Origin of the sequence: Clostridium sp. AF50-3 (assembly GCF_003477445.1) — a bacterium.
GTDB classification, from domain to species: domain Bacteria; phylum Bacillota; class Clostridia; order Lachnospirales; family Lachnospiraceae; genus Otoolea; species Otoolea fessa.
In genome coordinates this window covers 35,155-51,546 of sequence record NZ_QUDH01000009.1, presented here as the reverse complement: position 1 = coordinate 51,546, position 16,392 = coordinate 35,155, and the positions used below count along the sequence as shown (strand labels likewise).

General features: G+C 50.9%; 14 protein-coding genes. All 14 read right to left on the bottom strand.

Annotated elements, in window-relative coordinates; all coding sequences use genetic code 11:
- Window positions 1-69: 69 nt before the first annotated feature.
- Window positions 70-1,587, bottom strand: coding sequence for a VanW family protein (locus DW085_RS11115; RefSeq protein WP_243017806.1), 1,518 nt, complete (start codon window positions 1,585-1,587; stop codon window positions 70-72).
- Between the two features lie 127 nt (window positions 1,588-1,714).
- Window positions 1,715-2,440 carry a 3'-5' exonuclease gene (locus tag DW085_RS11110; protein ID WP_118492789.1) on the bottom strand — a complete coding sequence of 242 codons (726 nt, stop codon included), beginning with the start codon at window positions 2,438-2,440 and terminating at the stop codon, window positions 1,715-1,717.
- Window positions 2,441-2,631: 191 nt separating this feature from the next.
- On the bottom strand, window positions 2,632-4,434 hold the full coding sequence (locus tag DW085_RS11105; RefSeq protein WP_118492780.1) for a B12-binding domain-containing radical SAM protein: 1,803 nt from the start codon (window positions 4,432-4,434) through the stop codon (window positions 2,632-2,634).
- 4 nt (window positions 4,435-4,438) lie between these two features.
- On the bottom strand, window positions 4,439-5,491 hold the full coding sequence (locus DW085_RS11100; protein ID WP_181357271.1) for an L-threonylcarbamoyladenylate synthase: 1,053 nt from the start codon (window positions 5,489-5,491) through the stop codon (window positions 4,439-4,441).
- 204 nt (window positions 5,492-5,695) lie between these two features.
- Entirely contained in the window at window positions 5,696-6,433 is a 738-nt protein-coding gene (locus tag DW085_RS11095; protein WP_333489847.1) for an N-acetylmuramoyl-L-alanine amidase, read from the bottom strand.
- A gap of 87 nt (window positions 6,434-6,520) precedes the next feature.
- Window positions 6,521-6,922 carry a DUF2179 domain-containing protein gene (locus DW085_RS19820; RefSeq protein ID WP_284525737.1) on the bottom strand — a complete coding sequence of 134 codons (402 nt, stop codon included), beginning with the start codon at window positions 6,920-6,922 and terminating at the stop codon, window positions 6,521-6,523.
- Window positions 6,922-7,392 (bottom strand): YitT family protein, encoded by a 471-nt coding sequence (locus DW085_RS11090; RefSeq protein WP_284525736.1) that lies wholly within the window; start codon window positions 7,390-7,392, stop codon window positions 6,922-6,924. The genes DW085_RS19820 and DW085_RS11090 overlap by 1 nt, the downstream gene beginning before the upstream one ends.
- 110 nt (window positions 7,393-7,502) lie before the next feature.
- Window positions 7,503-8,957 carry a sigma 54-interacting transcriptional regulator gene (locus tag DW085_RS11085; protein ID WP_107001825.1) on the bottom strand — a complete coding sequence of 485 codons (1,455 nt, stop codon included), beginning with the start codon at window positions 8,955-8,957 and terminating at the stop codon, window positions 7,503-7,505.
- Window positions 8,958-9,106: 149 nt separating this feature from the next.
- Window positions 9,107-10,474, bottom strand: coding sequence for a sodium/glutamate symporter (locus tag DW085_RS11080; protein WP_118492778.1), 1,368 nt, complete (start codon window positions 10,472-10,474; stop codon window positions 9,107-9,109).
- Window positions 10,475-10,627: 153 nt separating this feature from the next.
- The gene (locus DW085_RS11075) at window positions 10,628-11,797 is read right to left on the bottom strand and encodes an alanine dehydrogenase (protein WP_118472522.1); all 1,170 of its coding nucleotides are present in this window, start codon (window positions 11,795-11,797) and stop codon (window positions 10,628-10,630) included.
- A 333-nt stretch (window positions 11,798-12,130) separates the two neighbouring features.
- On the bottom strand, window positions 12,131-12,808 hold the full coding sequence (locus tag DW085_RS11070) for an RraA family protein (protein ID WP_118492776.1): 678 nt from the start codon (window positions 12,806-12,808) through the stop codon (window positions 12,131-12,133).
- A gap of 84 nt (window positions 12,809-12,892) precedes the next feature.
- On the bottom strand, window positions 12,893-14,146 hold the full coding sequence (locus DW085_RS11065) for an SLC13 family permease (RefSeq protein WP_118469331.1): 1,254 nt from the start codon (window positions 14,144-14,146) through the stop codon (window positions 12,893-12,895).
- 9 nt (window positions 14,147-14,155) lie between these two features.
- Entirely contained in the window at window positions 14,156-15,202 is a 1,047-nt protein-coding gene (locus DW085_RS11060) for a beta-propeller fold lactonase family protein (RefSeq protein ID WP_117796734.1), read from the bottom strand.
- A gap of 263 nt (window positions 15,203-15,465) precedes the next feature.
- Window positions 15,466-16,347 (bottom strand): LysR family transcriptional regulator, encoded by an 882-nt coding sequence (locus DW085_RS11055; RefSeq protein WP_117796735.1) that lies wholly within the window; start codon window positions 16,345-16,347, stop codon window positions 15,466-15,468.
- Between the last annotated feature and the right edge of the window lie 45 nt (window positions 16,348-16,392).

The following is a 16,392-nucleotide window of genomic DNA, read 5'->3' as shown; positions in this document are numbered from 1 at the left end:
GTTTACCACGCCATGTTACCACAAATCTCTGCTCTCATACCATCACTATATATGATCCGATATAAGCTATCACTCCATCGGCGGCGCTGCTTCCTGCGCCGGACCGGCTGGTCCCTGCGGCTGTGCCGGGGTCGGCTCCTGTGCTGCCGGTGCTTCCGTCGGTGCCGGAACCGGATTTTCCGGCTGTGGCGTCTCAGGCTGCGGTGTCTCAGGCTGCGGTCCAGCCGGAACCGCCGGTGCCGCAGCTGCAACGGCCGGACCTACACGGTAGATTGCCTTCGATGCCATATAGGTATCCGTCTGCAGCAAGGTTTTCTCCGTCTCCACGCCGTCCACGTAGACGTATTTCCAGAGCCGTGACTGCAGCCCATAGTGCGCCGACTGTTCCTTCACCCTCGCACCCGGCTTCAAAGATGCGTCCACCTTTGTGATCGGCTCGCCCGGATCCTTCTTCGACAGTGTCTCCGAAACGTATTTGATCGTCCGGTTTGCCGGCCGTGTCTCTTTTCCATATATCGTAAATGAAATAGTTCCGCCGTTCACTGCCCCTTCCATATAGATCGGGGTATCGTATGGATTTTTAAATTTCAGATCCTTATAAGTACCCGCGATCGCCGAATCCTGCGATGCCGGAACATAAGTAACAATCATCGAATGATTCTGGCGCTGGGTGATATCCATCTCCGCCAGAAGCGCTGCATTGTAGAGCGTCGTGCAGATCTGGCAGGCGCCACCGCCGACCGTATCGACTACCTGACCGTTCGCATAGGAACCTGCCGATGCATAGCCATTTTCCACCGTAAATGGGGTCAGCCATGTATAAGCCGAAAATTCTTCTCCCGGCATCAGAACCGTGCCGTTGATCTTCGCCGCACCGTTCCGCAGATTCTTGGAACGAGACACATTTCCCGGGTTGAATCCGGTACTGAATGTTCCAAGTGCATCCTGAATCGTAGATAATGCCTCTGTCGTGCGGGTCGGCTCTGCATTTTTGACTGTTGCATCCACCGAAACCGGTTCCGAAAGACCGCCCGCGAGCGCCTCATTCAGTGCTTTTGTCGTCGCATCTATGTCCACTTCCTGTCCCGCCGAAGACTGGCTGACCTGAAAGACTCCATTTTCATGCGTGATCACAGCGTCCTGCGGCGCTGTCGTAAATTCCGCGCACCGGGTCTGCACAAACTCGGCAACCTTCGCTTCATCGACCGCTGTCTCAATCTGCAGATCCACACCGGACTGCTCTAATTCCTTCTGATTCAGATACCGGCGCAGAAGATTTCCGCCGGAAAGTTTCTCCACTTCCTCATCAATCTCGTTCTGGTTGACCCAGGAAAATCCCAGCTCCGCCGCCGTCGTCTGAACCTCATGACCTTCTACCCGGATCGAAATGGTCTGATTTTCCATCTCCCCGATCGATTTCTCAATCGTCTGATCCGCCTCTTCCCGTGTCATCCCGGAAAGATCAAACCCACCGACCTGAAAGCCCGTGGGAATCGTCCCCGCTGACGCGGTGCCCGTACCGGCTATAAGCAGTCCCATCACTGCCGCACCGCATACGCCTGCCATCCAATTTCTTTTTTTCATCATCTACCGAACCTTTACATCATAAGACCTGCCAAAATGGTTCCCGCTACCATCGCTACTACTACGATTATAATAACAACCGCTGATACGATCTGGCGTGTTTTCTGATTTGAAAATTTAAACATATCTCTCACCTCTTCTGCATTCTGCCATGCTGCGCGATAATCTGATCCGTAAGTCTCGAAATCTCATTTTTCGAAAGCGTATCAATCTGCGCAGATAAATTTATTCTATGATATTTTAGTAATTCCCGCAAGACTTCTTTTTGCTTTTTTGACGCGGGCTGTTCGCGTTTTACCTTGTAAATCAAAGGCTGCGGTGCAAACACCTCCGGCACTTCCAGAAAATACCTGTTTTTAAGCTCCTGATACAGATGGTGCGCCGCCAGCGCATCCGAAAGCGCCCGATGGCTCTCGCCCGGATCCACCGCAAAATACCGGCACGCGGCTGCCAGATTCTTTTTTTCCTCCTCTGGCATAAAATGGCGGCAGATTTTCAAGGTATCAAGCCCCGCATGCTCAAATGTATACTTCCGGTTGACCGCCGCCCGCTTGAGAAAGCTGAAATCAAAGATAACATGATGCCCCAGAAGCGGCAGCTCCCCGCAGAATGCCAGAAGTTCCGGCAAAACTGTATCCAGCACCGGCGCATCCTTCAAATCATCGTCACAGATTCCCGTCAGCTCCCGGATGCGCGCATCCAGTTCCCGCTCCGGGTTGACAAACGTCGAATACGTCTGCACCACGGTTCCATCTTCCACCCGCGCCGCGCCAATCTCGATGATCCGCTCGGTTTTGGGATTTAACCCTGTTGTCTCCAGGTCAATCGCTATATAAGAATTGTCTGTTTTTTCCATTTTATTTATCCATCGTAACTGTTCAGTACCTTCACAGTCACGCGCAGTAAATGCACAGACCTACTGAACAGTTTACTATCCATCTAATTTAAAATATGGCTATCTTACATTTCTTCCCATTCTCAGATGTTCAGACTGCCGCCATCCGCAATTTCTTTTTCCTGTCTTTCTCTGGAAAATCCCATTTCTCACTATATTTCATCTTGGGAAATGGAAAATGCCGCCGCATTGCCAAACAGAGCATCCCGGTTTTTGTAATCAAACAGCACAAAGCTTCCGTCTTCCATCCGCTCTAAATGCGCCATTTTCGCCATCTGTCTGGAATCGTATGCCTCGTAGCCCTTCAAATAACGGCGTTCCTTCGCCTCGCGCATGAAAAACTGCTTCGTCTCGTTCTTCCACTCCGACGGATCCGGGGCAAAAGATGGACGGCTCTTGACGTTTTCACGGAGGTAGAGGTCATAAATGAGAAGATCCTGATAGGAAATTTCTTTGTTCCCCCATTTCTGAATAAACAGATACAAAATCTCATACCGTGCCAGCCGGTTATGGCTCACTCCATTCAGTCCCTCTTCCTCATAAAATGCCGCCAGGCGGTCATACAAATCAAACGCATCGCCCCATTCCTGCGACAGGCATTTCATCGTGCGGCGGAACTGCCCGCTGTTGTAATAGACCTCGACCATCTCTTCCACACCCTTGAGACGGATCACCTCTTCATAGGAAAGCCAGTTGGTTCTAAGCACCTCATACGGCGGCTTGCTCTGGCTGAGCAGACCGTATTTCTGCTTCATTTCTTCCATATAGGAACCTTTCAGCACCTTCAGAAAGCCAAGCTGAAGCTGTTCCGGCTCCATTTTGTATACATCGTTGAAGGAACGATGAAAGCTCTCGATATCCTCATACGGAAGCCCCGCAATCAGGTCGAGATGCTGATGGATGTTGCCAAAGGTGTTGACCTGCGCCACACGGCGCGCCACCTTGTCTAGATCCATCGTCCTCCGGATCTCCTTCACAACCACCAGGTTCGTCGTCTGCACACCGATTTCCAACTGAATCAGCCCCGGACGCATCTGTTTCATCAGCGCCAGCTCGTCATCATCCAGAAGATCCGATGAAATTTCAAAATGGAAGTTGGTAATTCCATTATCGTGATCCAGCAAATACTGCCAGATCGCCATCGAATGGCTCTTTTTGCAGTTAAACGTCCGGTCTACGAACTTCACCTGCGGCACCTTCCGGTCAAGGAAAAACTGCAGTTCCTTCGTCACCAGCGAAAGGCTGCGGAACCGCACTTTTTTATCAATCGAGGACAGACAGTAACTACAGGAAAATGGGCATCCACGGCTGCTCTCATAGTAGATAATGCGGTGTTCCAGCCCGCTTAAATCTCCGTAGGAAAATGGAATGTTGTCCAGATTCATGAGCGGCGCCGGGCGATGGACCTCGATGGTGCCATCCGAACGGCGTAGGACAATGCCTGGGAGCTCTGAAAAACAAACCTCCGTCCCGCACTCACACGCCTCCACCAACCGCGTAAAGGTCTCCTCGCCTTCGCCCTGCATGATCAGCTCGACCTCCGGCAGCTCATCCATCAGGTGAACCGCGTCATACGAAGCCTCCGGACCTCCCATCCAGATGCGGACCTGCGGAAGAACCTTTTTCAAATCGTGGACCAGTTCCTTCACGTAAACGATATTCCAGATATAACAGGAAAATCCCACCACATCCGGTTTTCTCCGGTAAATATCCTGCAGAATCTGATCCATCTGGTGGTTGATGGTGTACTCGCCGAGATCGATCTGGATTTCCGACACGGTTTTCGTTCGATTCGCGCCTTCTGCTGCCTCCGAAACCATTTCCATTCCAACAACCGCACCCTGCTCATCCTTCTGTCCCAGCCCCAGCCGCTCCATCGCATACCGTCTCAGGCTGTAAATTCCCAGATTTGAATGTATATATTTGGCATTAATCGCCGCCAATAAGTACCGCATCGTCTCACACCTTCAAAATATGATAGCCAGCCGCCTTATTGAGCCGGTTCATAATCGCCCGTCCTAAATTGTCTTCCGAAAATCCTTCCGAAAAGATATATTCCGCGCCACGATCGTCGAAATCGCGCAGAACCGCATACAGGTTGTGTGCAACAGTCTCCTGACGCGCCCGCGCACCGATGCTTTCCAGCATCCCCGCCGGGTAACGGTCTTTCGTCTCGTCCGTGCAGATAATTCCAACCTTGCGCCCTTCTGCCAGCTTTTCGCCTGCCAGGCGGTTGATCGTCTCCACAACTGCCTCCGTCTCGCCCTCGACCAGTGTCAGATCGGCTTTCGGTGCATAATGGCGGTATTTCATTCCCGGTGCTTTCGGGCGCACGTCCGCGCTGACTGGTCCTAAAATCGCCGGATCAATGCCGACTTCCCCGACCGTTTCACGCAGCATCTCCACGGTAATCGCACCCGGTCTTAAAACCATCGGCATTTCCTCCGTAACATCCACGATCGTCGATTCCAGACCAATTCCAACCGGACCGCCGTCGATGATCGCATCAATCTTTCCGTCCATATCCTGAAGCACGTGATCCGCACGCGTCGGGCTTGGGCGTCCCGATGTATTCGCACTCGGAGCCGCGATCGGCACGCCGGACAGACGGATTAACTCTGCCGCGATCGGATCAGACGGCATCCGGATTGCCACCGTGTCAAGCCCGCCGGTCGTTCCATACGGCACGATCGCGCTCTTAGGAAATACCATCGTCATCGGTCCCGGCCAGTATGCCTTTGCAAGCTTTTTGCCATTTTCCGGCATATTCGATACCAGCGGCGCGATCTCCTCCAGACAGGACACATGCGCGATCAGCGGGTTGTCAGACGGGCGTCCCTTCGCCGCATAAATCTTCTTCGCTGCCGCCTCATCCAGCGCATTCGCCCCCAATCCGTACACCGTTTCCGTCGGAAATGCCACCAGACCGCCCGCGCGGATGATCGCTGCCGCCTTCTCAAGCACCTCCCGGTCATGCGCCGTAAAGTCCTTTGGATTTTCTATCTTCCACATCTGGGTGTGAAGTTCTTTTTTGGTTTCGTTTTGCATATTGATTCTTCTTTCTACTATCTTACAATGAATAAATCTATCTTCCGTACTAAGCTCGAAAATACCTCGCTAAGTACTCCTAGTATGCGCGGCATGACTCGTACTAAGCTCGAAAATACCTCGCTAAGTACTCCTAGTATACACAAGATTCCTCGCCAGTTCAAGGTTTCAGCGCCCATTCAGATACTCCATAATCCCCATATGTAGCGTATACGCCACGCGGTCCTGATATTCTTCTGTTTTCAGCAGTGCCGCCTCTTTCCAGTTAGACAAAAATCCGCACTCGACGATGACAATCGGACATTTGACGTGGAGCAGGAGATAATAGCTGTCATTCGGTTTGGCTTTTCTGCGGTTCTGGTCTCCCAGCGCATAGTCGAAGCGCTTCTGCAGTATTTCCGCCAGCCGTTTCCCCTTCTCTGACTTCCGGTAATAAAATACCTGCGCACCGGATACGTCCTCCTGGTGGTAGCTGTTCTGGTGGATGCTGACGACCAAATCCGCGCCGGATTCCTCGACGCGGGCGCAGCGGTTTTTCATGTCGGACATTTTCCGGCTTCCGGCTGACGTATCGTAAAGTCCCCGGTCATCCTCCCGGCTCATCACGACCTCCACATCCGACTGCTCCAGATACCATTTCAGGCGCTTCGCGATTGCCAGATTGATGTCCTTTTCCAGGCTTCCGTCCACACTCACCTTTCCCGGATCAAAATCCCCATGCCCGGCGTCCAAGAAAACAACCGGCTTTTTCTTTCCAAGCACAGCGTCCGCCCCCGCTGATGCCAGCCCCGCATACCGTGCCGCCAGAAAGACGCCGCAAAATAAAAGAAGGCAGACTGCCAATTCCACTGACAGCCGCCTTCGCATTTGTTTTAGAAACGGGTGTGTTTCAAACCATTCGTTCAAGTGCACCGCTCCTGATGCATTCTTATAATATCTATATTCGCCTTGTTCGCGGCATATCCCGCTATTTTCTAATTCCAATCCCGGCTCCTACTGCTGTGCCTCCGCTACATCCTTAAACCCAAGTCCAAAAATGCCCGAGGTTTCCTTCACAATCACAAACGCATTCTCATCCGTCTCCGCAATAATGCGTTTTAAACGATTGAACTCCGTTTTGCGGACGGTACATAAAACCACCGTTGTGTCCTCGCCGCTGTAGCCGCCCTTGCCCGGAAGCAGCGTTACCGTACGGTCAATTTCCTTAATGACACGTTCTGCGATTTTCTGCGGGTATTTCGTCACGATCGACGCCTCGCTTCCGGCATCATTTCCGTAGATGATCATGTCGATGACCTTCGTCTGCGCGTACAGGGAAATCAGTCCGAACAGTGCCGCATCGACATTTCCAAAGACGAAGATCGAGGTGGAGAGGATGATTCCATCGATCATCATCAGGCGCGCCCGATCGAGACATGCGGATATTTCTTCTGGAGCAGGTAGCCGACCACATCGCTGCCGCCCGTCGTCGAACCGGACAGAAAGATGAACGCCATGCCGACGCCGACCAGAATGCCGCCGTAGAGACTTCCCATAAGCTGGTCGCCCATATAAACCGGAAAGACCGGGGCGATCACGTAGTCAAGCACCACCGAACAGATTCCGCACGCAAACGCCGTCCGCAGCGCAAAGGCACGGCTCAAATGAAACCACGCCAATATTAAAAGCGGCACATTGACCATCAGTGTCAGCCGTCCGACCGGCAGGTTCGTCACATGGTTTAACATCAGTGCCACGCCGACCGCACCGCCCGGCGCAATATTCGCCGTCTCAATAAAGCTGTGCGTGCCGATACTGTAGATAAATGCGCCCAGAATCAGATATAAAAAATCTTTTACAGAATATTTTCCAATGTATTTCTCCATTTCTGCATTTCCTCCTGTTATTCTGTCTGAGCGTTCCATCCTTTCCGGGCTGATTCTGCTGGTTCTGCTTCCCGCATCGTCCTCAATTTTCCGTATCTATCCTCCATCGCTCAGATTTCTTTTTCCTGTTTTTCCTTCGCCTTTTCGCCCCGCAGCTGGCTCGCCTTTCTCTGCAGCGTCTGCCTCGGCACATCCAGAATCCGCGCTGCCTCAGATATATTTCCGTGCGCCGCCTCCAACGCCTGCCAAATCAGTTTTTCCTCATAGGCAGCCACCGCCTCACGAAGCGACGAGCAGAGTTTTGGAACTTCTTCCAGGCTTTCCGGCGCCTTTTTCCTGTCCGCCTGCTTCTCCAGCAGAAGCTTTCCCTTGATGTCTTTATACTGGAGCAGGGCGCTCGTCTCGTCCACCATGCTCATGCCGTAAACGATCACGTGTTCCAGCTCCCGGACATTGCCCGGCCAGTCATATTCTTCCAGTTTTTTTAGCAGATCCTTTGACACATACTGAACCTGCTTGTGGAACGTGCCATTGTGTTTGTTTACATAAAACTTGACAAAATGTCCAATATCCGCCTTCCGTTCCCGCAGCGGCGGAATCCGGATCGACATCATGCTCAGACGATAATAAATATCGCGCCGAAGCTGTCCTTTCTCGATCGCCTCAAGCGGTTCCACATTGGTCGCCGCAATGATCTTCACATTCGTGCGTTTCGTCTCACTGCCGCCCAGGCTGCGGAAACTGCCGTCCTGCAGAACCCGCAGAAGCTTTGACTGCAAAAACAGAGGCATCGAATTGATCTCGTCGAGAAACAGTGTTCCGCCGTCCGCCAGCTCAAAGAGTCCCTTATTTTCCATTGCCCCGGTAAACGCGCCCTTGGACGTTCCAAATAAGATACTTTCGAGCAAGGTATCCGGCAACGCCGCACAGTTCTGCGCGATAAACGGTTTATCCCTCCGTTCACTGGCATTGTGGATCGACTGTGCAAACACCTCTTTTCCGGTTCCCGTTTCCCCATAGATCATAACCGGCAGATCGCACGCCGCCACCACCGGTATATAGTCTCTGGCATTTTTCATTTTTTCATCCACTGCGATGATATCTTCCATCGTAAAAGATGCGCCGCTGTGTTTTTTCAGCTTTCCAGCGCCGCCGACCGGGATCTGTTCCGAAGTCAGTTCCACACTCTCCGGCTCTTCCTCGCCGTCTGTCATCTCCTCCATCGACAGATCGATCGCGCCCACCACGGCGCGCCCGCTCTTGATCGGAATCGAAAGAGAGCTGATATGGATGCCCTCCTGCCCCTTGGTCTGAAGCAGTTGATTTTCCACGTAAACCGGCAGTCCGACCTCCATCGCCCGGATCATGCTGCTGTTCTTAGCGTTCAGGTTTTCAAATACATCGAAAAAATTTTGTCCCACCAGCGCCTGGTAAGCTTCTCTCTCTTTCCGGTTTGAAAATTTACTATTTAACTTTGCTGAAAACAGAATCTCGCCATCCAGGTTGATGATCGTGATTCCGTCAATATATCCTTTTCCATGAAATAACTGTCTTAAAAACTCCATGCATTTCTCCCCTGTCTGAAACACCGCTGACCGGAATCACGCGCCAAGTCTCACGGACGTTCGACTTGAATCTGCGTTCATCCGGCCTGACAACGGTGTTATGTTTACACCTGTTCCAAGTGTATCAGAGGAAACAGGCAAAGACAAGTTTATCCGATCTCCTCCACACCTGGGCGATCCAGCGGAAGTTTCAGCCACCACCATTTAAATACGATATTTGCGATGATGCATGCTGCCATGATTACCAAATAGATGCCGATAAACTTCCAATGGCTGCCATTTAAGAGCATCATCGGTCCCATCGACCACGCAAACATCTCTGCCGGAGTTGTAAACGGCGCTGCAAATGCAGTATCGTTCAGCGTCTTGGAGCGGTTTTCCGGATCAACGATTCGAAGAAGGATGAAGCCGATCGCAAAAACGCCCGTTGAATAGCCAAATACGAAGATCGCGCGCTCAAACCAGCTGCCGCGGTTCATCGCCGGACCAAAGAACATCAGGGTTGCCACTACGATTACAATACCGCAGAGCAGAAGAAGTGCCAGCGGAGCTGCATATTTAACGATAACTGCCAGTTTGATGGAAGCGATTCCGAAAAACACCAGATAATCCGTCGCAGTACCGGAGATACGTCCCACTACATTTTCATCAATATAATCACCGACGCCGACTTTTCGGAAAACGAGGAACATCACGATCGCGGTCAAAAATGCCATCAGGTAATTCGGCAGATCCAGACCGATCGCTGCATAGATTCCCTTGCTGAGTCCCACACCGATACCGGATGCGATCAGCATCACTGCCAGATGCCATGCCAGCGGATCCAGGACGTTGGATGAAATAGTTTCCTCGCCCATCGACTTGCGCTCATTTTTGGGCACCAGACCACAGCGCAGATCATCGGAGATCTGATTGAAGCCTTTCATATATTTGGTCCAGCCCTTTTTCGTTCCCAGCTTGATGAAGAACAGACCGCCAAAGATACCCGATAAAATACCAACAGTTGCACAGGTCATCGCGATATCCATTGCATCCAGATCACCCAGTCTCTCAAACGCGGTACCAACAGCCGCTGCCGTTCCGTGTCCGCCGGAGAAACCAGCTGCCAGCAGCAGACCGAAGCCATAGTTAATGTTCGGGAATAATTTCGAAATTACTAAAATACTAAACAACGGTGCCAGTGAGAACTGAATCGCCTGTGCCAGCACTTTATAGGAAAAATAAGAACCAATCCGGTCAATTTCCGCTTTAAAATCTTTCTTATTGAAAGAAAATCCATTAATTCCGACACCTGCGAAAATCAGGATAATCAGAACACTTGCATAAGAACCAATATTTTCAGAAAACAGCAGGATTCCCAGTCCCTGCGCCCCGAGTGCCAGCGCGATAAATCCGGCAATCATGCTTGGCGGAATGAAAAATTTCTGTACCAACGGCACTTTTGCACGTAAAAGCTGACCAACCGCGATAAAAAACGATGCGATCGCAAAGTCCACTAAAATGTCTGTAACACTCACAGATACCCCTCCTATTCTTCTGTATCAAATGCGCCTCCAGCTATTTCCCATCCGGAAGCGCTTCTATTCTCCCCTCAAATGGCAGAGCGCTTTTCATCCGTATCCCCATACGTTTCACGAAAAGCGTTCTGCCGGTATCCTTTATCTGAAAAATCACTTCTCTAATTTGATAAAGTTATCCGAATGGCTCTTGGTTGCCGACGGAGCCAGATCCAGTTTCTGATCTGCGATCTCTAAGATGTCTTCCGGACGAACCCACGGTCTGCCCTGGATAGCACTTGTCTCCTCATGGGTTAAGTATCCCTTGTAGGCAGTTAAGCTGCGGCGCAGGAAACCATCCTTTGCACACGCCTGCGCCACACCATTGTTGATGATGCTTCTGAAGTGCGGCAGTACGGATGCTGCGTATGCGATCGAGGTAGACTGGGAAATTGCGCCCGGAATGTTGCTTACGCAATAATGTACGACACCTTCTTCGATGTAGCGCGGATTTTCATGGGTGGTCTCATGGAATGTCTCGATTGCACCATAATCGTTGCTAATATCTACGATAACGGAACCTTTCTCCATCGAGCGGACCATCTCGCGGTCGATCATGTATTCTTTGGCATCCTTCGGCCATCTAACACAATTATATACGACATCTATCTCTGGTAAAATCTTTTTCAGATTATAACGGTTGGAAATCTGGGTGTTGACTTCCTCATTGAACTGTTTTCCGATATCACGCAGGGTTCCGATATTAATATCCATAACCGTTACCCACGCGCCCAGCGCATGAAGAACAGAGATTGCTGCGCGTCCTACCACGCCGCCTCCAATGACCAGCGCCTTAACGCCCGGAGCACCGCCGAGACCGTTGACGAATTTGCCCTTGCCGCCGTTGATGGAAAGCAGGGATTCCAAGCCAAAGAGTGCACCCGCCTTACCAGCTGCCTCACAGTTCGGTGAACCGTAACGGTGGGAATCTTCTGCGGTAAATGCAATACACTTGCTGTCGAGAAGTGCCTGTACCTCTTCCGGATGTGCTGCTGGATGGATGCAGGTAAATACGATCTGGTTTTCACGGAGCAGTTTGTACTCGCACGGTTCAAACTCTTTTACCTTTGCGACGAAATCGCAGGTTGCATAAATTTCTTCCTTTGTATCAACCAGCTTCGCGCCCTCTTTCACATATGCCTCATCCGAGAATCCAGAACCTTCGCCCGCGCCCTTCTGAACGTAAACCTCATTGCCGTCACCTACCAGCATGCTTACCTCTGCCGGGGTTGCGATGACACGGTACTCGCCTACTTTGATGTCTTTCAATACGCCAACTTTCATAATGTGTTCCCTCCATGTAATATATTTTTCTTTTTGCTTGATACTTTTGCTTGATACTCATATATACAGCAAGTTCCGTGCCAACTTTTACGTTTTTCGATTTTATTTAATATTTTTCTTTTTTATTTTCCAAAAAATTCGAGGTTTTCCTTGTAAATACAAGGTTTTTGTCGAATTAAAATTTTTATTTATTTTTTTGATAACCTTCCAGGAATGACTCGTTCTTGTCTCATTTTTTTCATAATGCAAAAAATGACCCATTTATGAGCTTTTATGTGCTCATAAATGGGTCATTCAAATTTTATTTTTAAGTCATATGCCGATTTTTGAGTCCTACTGCCCAACTTCCGCCGCTGCCAGCTTTCGCGACTCCGTCAGCATCTTTCCCTCGCGCAGATGAACCGCCACGCGCTCCTCGCGCTTCGCGATCCGGGAGGCAGATTCGTAGACTTCCGCGATCTTTCCGGACGGAACCACAACTACGCCGGTCCGGTCCATCACGACCATGTCGCCCGGAAAAATCAGGACGCCGCAGAGTGTCACCGGCACATCCACGCCGACTGTCTCGATATCGTAAGCGCTCTTGTTCGGTGCAGTTCCGGCGCTATATGCCGGAAAACCAAATGCCGCGATGTCATCGGTATCGCGCAGGCAGCCGTCGGTCAGCTCGCCCTGCACGCCGCGAAGCTGTGCCCGGAGTGCCAGCAGGTCACCGCCCGTCGATACATCCATGATACCGCCCATGGAAATCACCAGCAGGTCGCCCGGTTCCGTTTTGTCATCGATCACTTTTCCGTGCTTTGCCAGGTTCACGCCGTCCCACGGTGTACTCCGGCGCTTCTGCAAAATCGTGCGGGCAAATCCGGCTGCACGCTTCTGGGAGGGATCGATCGGATGAAGTCCCAGCACACTGCCGCGTTTTAAACCAAGTCCGTCCATGGCATCTGCCACATTTCCGGTCGGGAGGGCGCTATAGCGCTCCACCCACATCATTCTCTCTTCTGCTGTCATATTTTCCTCTTCCTATTCTCAAACCATATCTTTACAGGCTTCTGCCCGGCTCTTTCATCTATCCGATATGATGCTTTTTTTCCACTATACAAACAGATGGTAAATACCCAGGAAAGAAAATACCGCTACCACTGCCAGTGCCAGGAAGGAAACGGCAAACAGCTCTACAAACATACGGTTCTGCGGGAAACGTTCTTCCGCATTCTCCTGCTGAGAAACACCTGCCATGATGAGCGCGCCGGTTGTGGAAATCGGAGTAAATCCTACGATCGTTCCACCGATTACAATCACCGATACCAGTTCGATGGCATCTGCTCCCAGCGTTGAAGCCAGTCCGCTTGCTGTCGGAATCAGGGTCGGGAATACAACTCCAAGACCGGAACTGAAGAAGGACATAAACCCAGAAGTAATACCCATGATCATCGCAGCAGTCCGTTTGCTCATAACGTGCTCCAGCGCCGCTACCATGATATCGATACCGCCGGACAGGGAGATAACATTCATTAAAATGCCAACGCCCAAAACCATAATAATCACATTCCACGGCACCATCTGAACTGCTTTCTTCTCATCACCGCAGCCAAAGATAATTAACAGCGACCCCATTAAAAATCCCATCAGACCGACATTCCAGGAGAAGAACAGAACGCCGACTGCCAGACCAGCCAGTGCTGCCAGGGAAAGGAGCTGTTTTCCGGTAAATTTCGGAAGCTCTGCTTCTTTTCCGACTGCCTTTACATCCACTTTCCAGCCTTTATAGTAAATGTAGACAAGTACCATGGTTGCCAACGCCGTCAGAATCAGGCAGAACATGATCGGAACGGTGTCTGCCTCCAGTCCCTGTGCTGCCATCAGTTCACGGACAACGGCTGCCTCCGGGGTCAGCGGACTCATACGTCCGGACATAACGCCCAGGTCACCGATGATCGCCGTCATAATCGGGTTGATGCCTGCGGATGCCGCAACCGGGATTGCGATAACCGGGATGATTGCCAGGCTCGGGATTGCGCCCGGTCCTACGGCACTGATGATAAATCCTAAAATATAGATAACAAACGGAATCAGACGTTTCTGTTTGCCAACCAGCGCTACCATCTTGCGTGCTAAAAGTTCCAGGGTTCCGTTTCCGTTAATAATCGCAAACAGATAAGTAATACCGACCATCTGGATGCACAGGGATGCACTGAATCCCTTGATGATATCGGACGCCTTGATGCCGAATACCAGCGCCAGCACGGCAGCGATACCGGTACAGAGAATACCGACGTTACAGTTTTTCACAAATCCAATCACAATGGCTGCCAGAAGGCAGATTAAAGAAATAAGACCTAAGTTCATAGCAACCTCCTATCGAAATGTAATGCAGACCGGACTCTCGGTGTGGATGATCCGTCCCGTGTATTCCATGCGGCCTGTTTCCTCGCAGAGACGCATCTCTACGATGGTATCGCTGTCCTCATTTGCCGCATAAAACAGGCTGTAATCGCGGTTGAAGGAGATAAAACGTGGTGTCAGACCCAGAGTCGGGTAATAGCCCAATTCCTTCATATATCCAGTGTTCTGGTCGATGCGGTAGAGCACGATAGACTCATGGATGCGGTTGGAACCGATGAGAATCTCGCCATTTTTGCTGAGCAAGGATGCACTCGCCTGTCCCTCGCCCGTATAGGTATCTGGCAGAGTCGGAAGTACCTGCAGCGCCTTTAATTTACCGTTTTTTTCATCAAATGAAAGGTAGGTCATCGAATTTCCTTTTTCATTGATTAAGTAAACAAAGCGGTTGTTCGGGTGAATCGATACGTGACGCGGCTCATCGTACTCGCGTCCGCGGTAGCAGTCAGTCTGTGTCAGGCTGCCGTCCACCGGATTGAAATGGAATACGACGATCTGGCCGTAGCCCTGCAGTCTCGCCTGGCATACAACAAAAAGGTATTCTTTCTTCTGATCCCAAATACACTGGTGTGCAAAGGAGATAGCGCCTTCTTTCTTCCCTGCCATGTGCGCAGTGTGGACAATCTCTCCCAGACTTCCGTCCGCATTGCGGCGGATGACATAGACAGCGCCGCCCTGCAGAGCTGCCACTACCATGTACTGGTTGGTGCGGTCCGGTGTGATGAAGACCGGATTCTTGCCGCCGATCTCGATGGTGTTTAAGGCAGATAAGGTTCCGTCTGCCTCGATCTTATAGCTGCTGACCTGCGTATTATCGCCGTGTACGGAGTAGAGATATTTCTCCTCCAGATCCATCGCCTGATAGGACGGATTCGGCAGCGTCTCTAAGCACTGAATCTCTTTCCATTCGCCGGTTGCCTCCGAAATTTCGTAAACCTTTAAACCCTTGCCGCGTGCATTTCTCTCGCGGGTGGTACGGCATCCTACGTATGCGTAACTCATGTTTGTTTCCTCCTGACCCTTTTAATGCATTTTATTTTTACCCAAAGAATCCGCGTTCCCTCGAATATGCGGATTCTTTATTTCTTGGTTTGATAAAATTGTAACATGGAGAATTGACAAATGGAAATTCAGGATTTGAATGTAGGGGTATTCCAGAATGGAATGGTGCGGGTGATGGATGAGATCGCGAGAGGGACGGCGCAGTCCCAGGGATATTCTTCCAGAAAATGCTTGCGCTCTTGGGTCTGCGCTTGTTATCATATTTATTTCCGTTCTATCTTATTGATGTGATAATACTCTTCTGTAAAGGATATAAAATCCATGATATCCTGGTTCCGATAGCAGGAATCGGAAAGCATCATCCAGACGCGGCGGGAGACAGGTTCCTGTTCTTTATTGTAGATCGGGATGAGCTGGAAACGGCTGCGGTCAAACGCCCAGTCGGAGCCGAAGAGGAAGCAGATGCCAAGTCCATTTTCTACCATCTCGATCGCGATATCCGAATATGGAACGAAATGAGCGGCATGGAGGGATTCTCCAAAGTGATCCTTCCACCACTGGTTGAGCAGCAATTTTACCATCGGATTTAAATACGATTCGATGATCGGCAGGTGCTCGACATCCTCCAGTGCCGTCCCCATCGGTGCCATGATGTAAAGTTCTTCCTCAAACAGGCAGATTTTCTCCCCGAGAAATGGGTAATCGCCGCAGACGATCGCGATATCGATCGTTCCGTCGGTAATCTGGCGGATCAGCATATCGCTGGAGTTTGGAAATGTCTTAAACTGAAGGCGGTTGTACGCGTCCACATAACCTTTCAGCAGTTTCGGCATATGGAGTCTTGCAAAGGAGTTCGGGACACCGACGCGCACCAGCTCCTTGACGCCGTGGCGCTCAGAGAAATGTTCACGGATCTCACCGAGGAAATCCAGCATGATCCCCGCTTTTTTGACAAGGTAGCGCCCATCCTCCGTGAAGGTCACGCCCTGGTTGCTCCGTTTCACAACCTCCACGCCCCATTCCTGTTCGATCGTCTTGACGCGCTTCGTCAGGGCGGACTGCGTCACGTACAAATCCTCCGCCGCCTTGCTGATGCTGCGTTTTTCATATAATTTTCTAAGAATCAGCCAGTCTAGTTCCCGCATTTCTTCCAGTTCTCCTTTATCTCAACATTTTAATTGCATATTGCT

Excerpts from the sequence above, each read along its gene's own strand:
- DW085_RS11115 (WP_243017806.1), bottom strand. The coding sequence starts at position 1,587 with ATGATGAAAAAAAGAAATTGGATGGCAGGCGTATGCGGTGCGGCAGTG.
- DW085_RS11110 (WP_118492789.1), bottom strand. The coding sequence starts at position 2,440 with ATGGAAAAAACAGACAATTCTTATATAGCGATTGACCTGGAGACAACA.
- DW085_RS11105 (WP_118492780.1), bottom strand. The coding sequence starts at position 4,434 with ATGCGGTACTTATTGGCGGCGATTAATGCCAAATATATACATTCAAAT.
- DW085_RS11100 (WP_181357271.1), bottom strand. The coding sequence starts at position 5,491 with ATGTGGAAGATAGAAAATCCAAAGGACTTTACGGCGCATGACCGGGAG.
- DW085_RS19820 (WP_284525737.1), bottom strand. The coding sequence starts at position 6,922 with ATGATGATCGATGGAATCATCCTCTCCACCTCGATCTTCGTCTTTGGA.
- DW085_RS11090 (WP_284525736.1), bottom strand. The coding sequence starts at position 7,392 with ATGGAGAAATACATTGGAAAATATTCTGTAAAAGATTTTTTATATCTG.
- DW085_RS11085 (WP_107001825.1), bottom strand. The coding sequence starts at position 8,957 with ATGGAGTTTTTAAGACAGTTATTTCATGGAAAAGGATATATTGACGGA.
- DW085_RS11075 (WP_118472522.1), bottom strand. The coding sequence starts at position 11,797 with ATGAAAGTTGGCGTATTGAAAGACATCAAAGTAGGCGAGTACCGTGTC.
- DW085_RS11070 (WP_118492776.1), bottom strand. The coding sequence starts at position 12,808 with ATGACAGCAGAAGAGAGAATGATGTGGGTGGAGCGCTATAGCGCCCTC.
- DW085_RS11065 (WP_118469331.1), bottom strand. The coding sequence starts at position 14,146 with ATGAACTTAGGTCTTATTTCTTTAATCTGCCTTCTGGCAGCCATTGTG.
- DW085_RS11060 (WP_117796734.1), bottom strand. The coding sequence starts at position 15,202 with ATGAGTTACGCATACGTAGGATGCCGTACCACCCGCGAGAGAAATGCA.
- DW085_RS11055 (WP_117796735.1), bottom strand. The coding sequence starts at position 16,347 with ATGCGGGAACTAGACTGGCTGATTCTTAGAAAATTATATGAAAAACGC.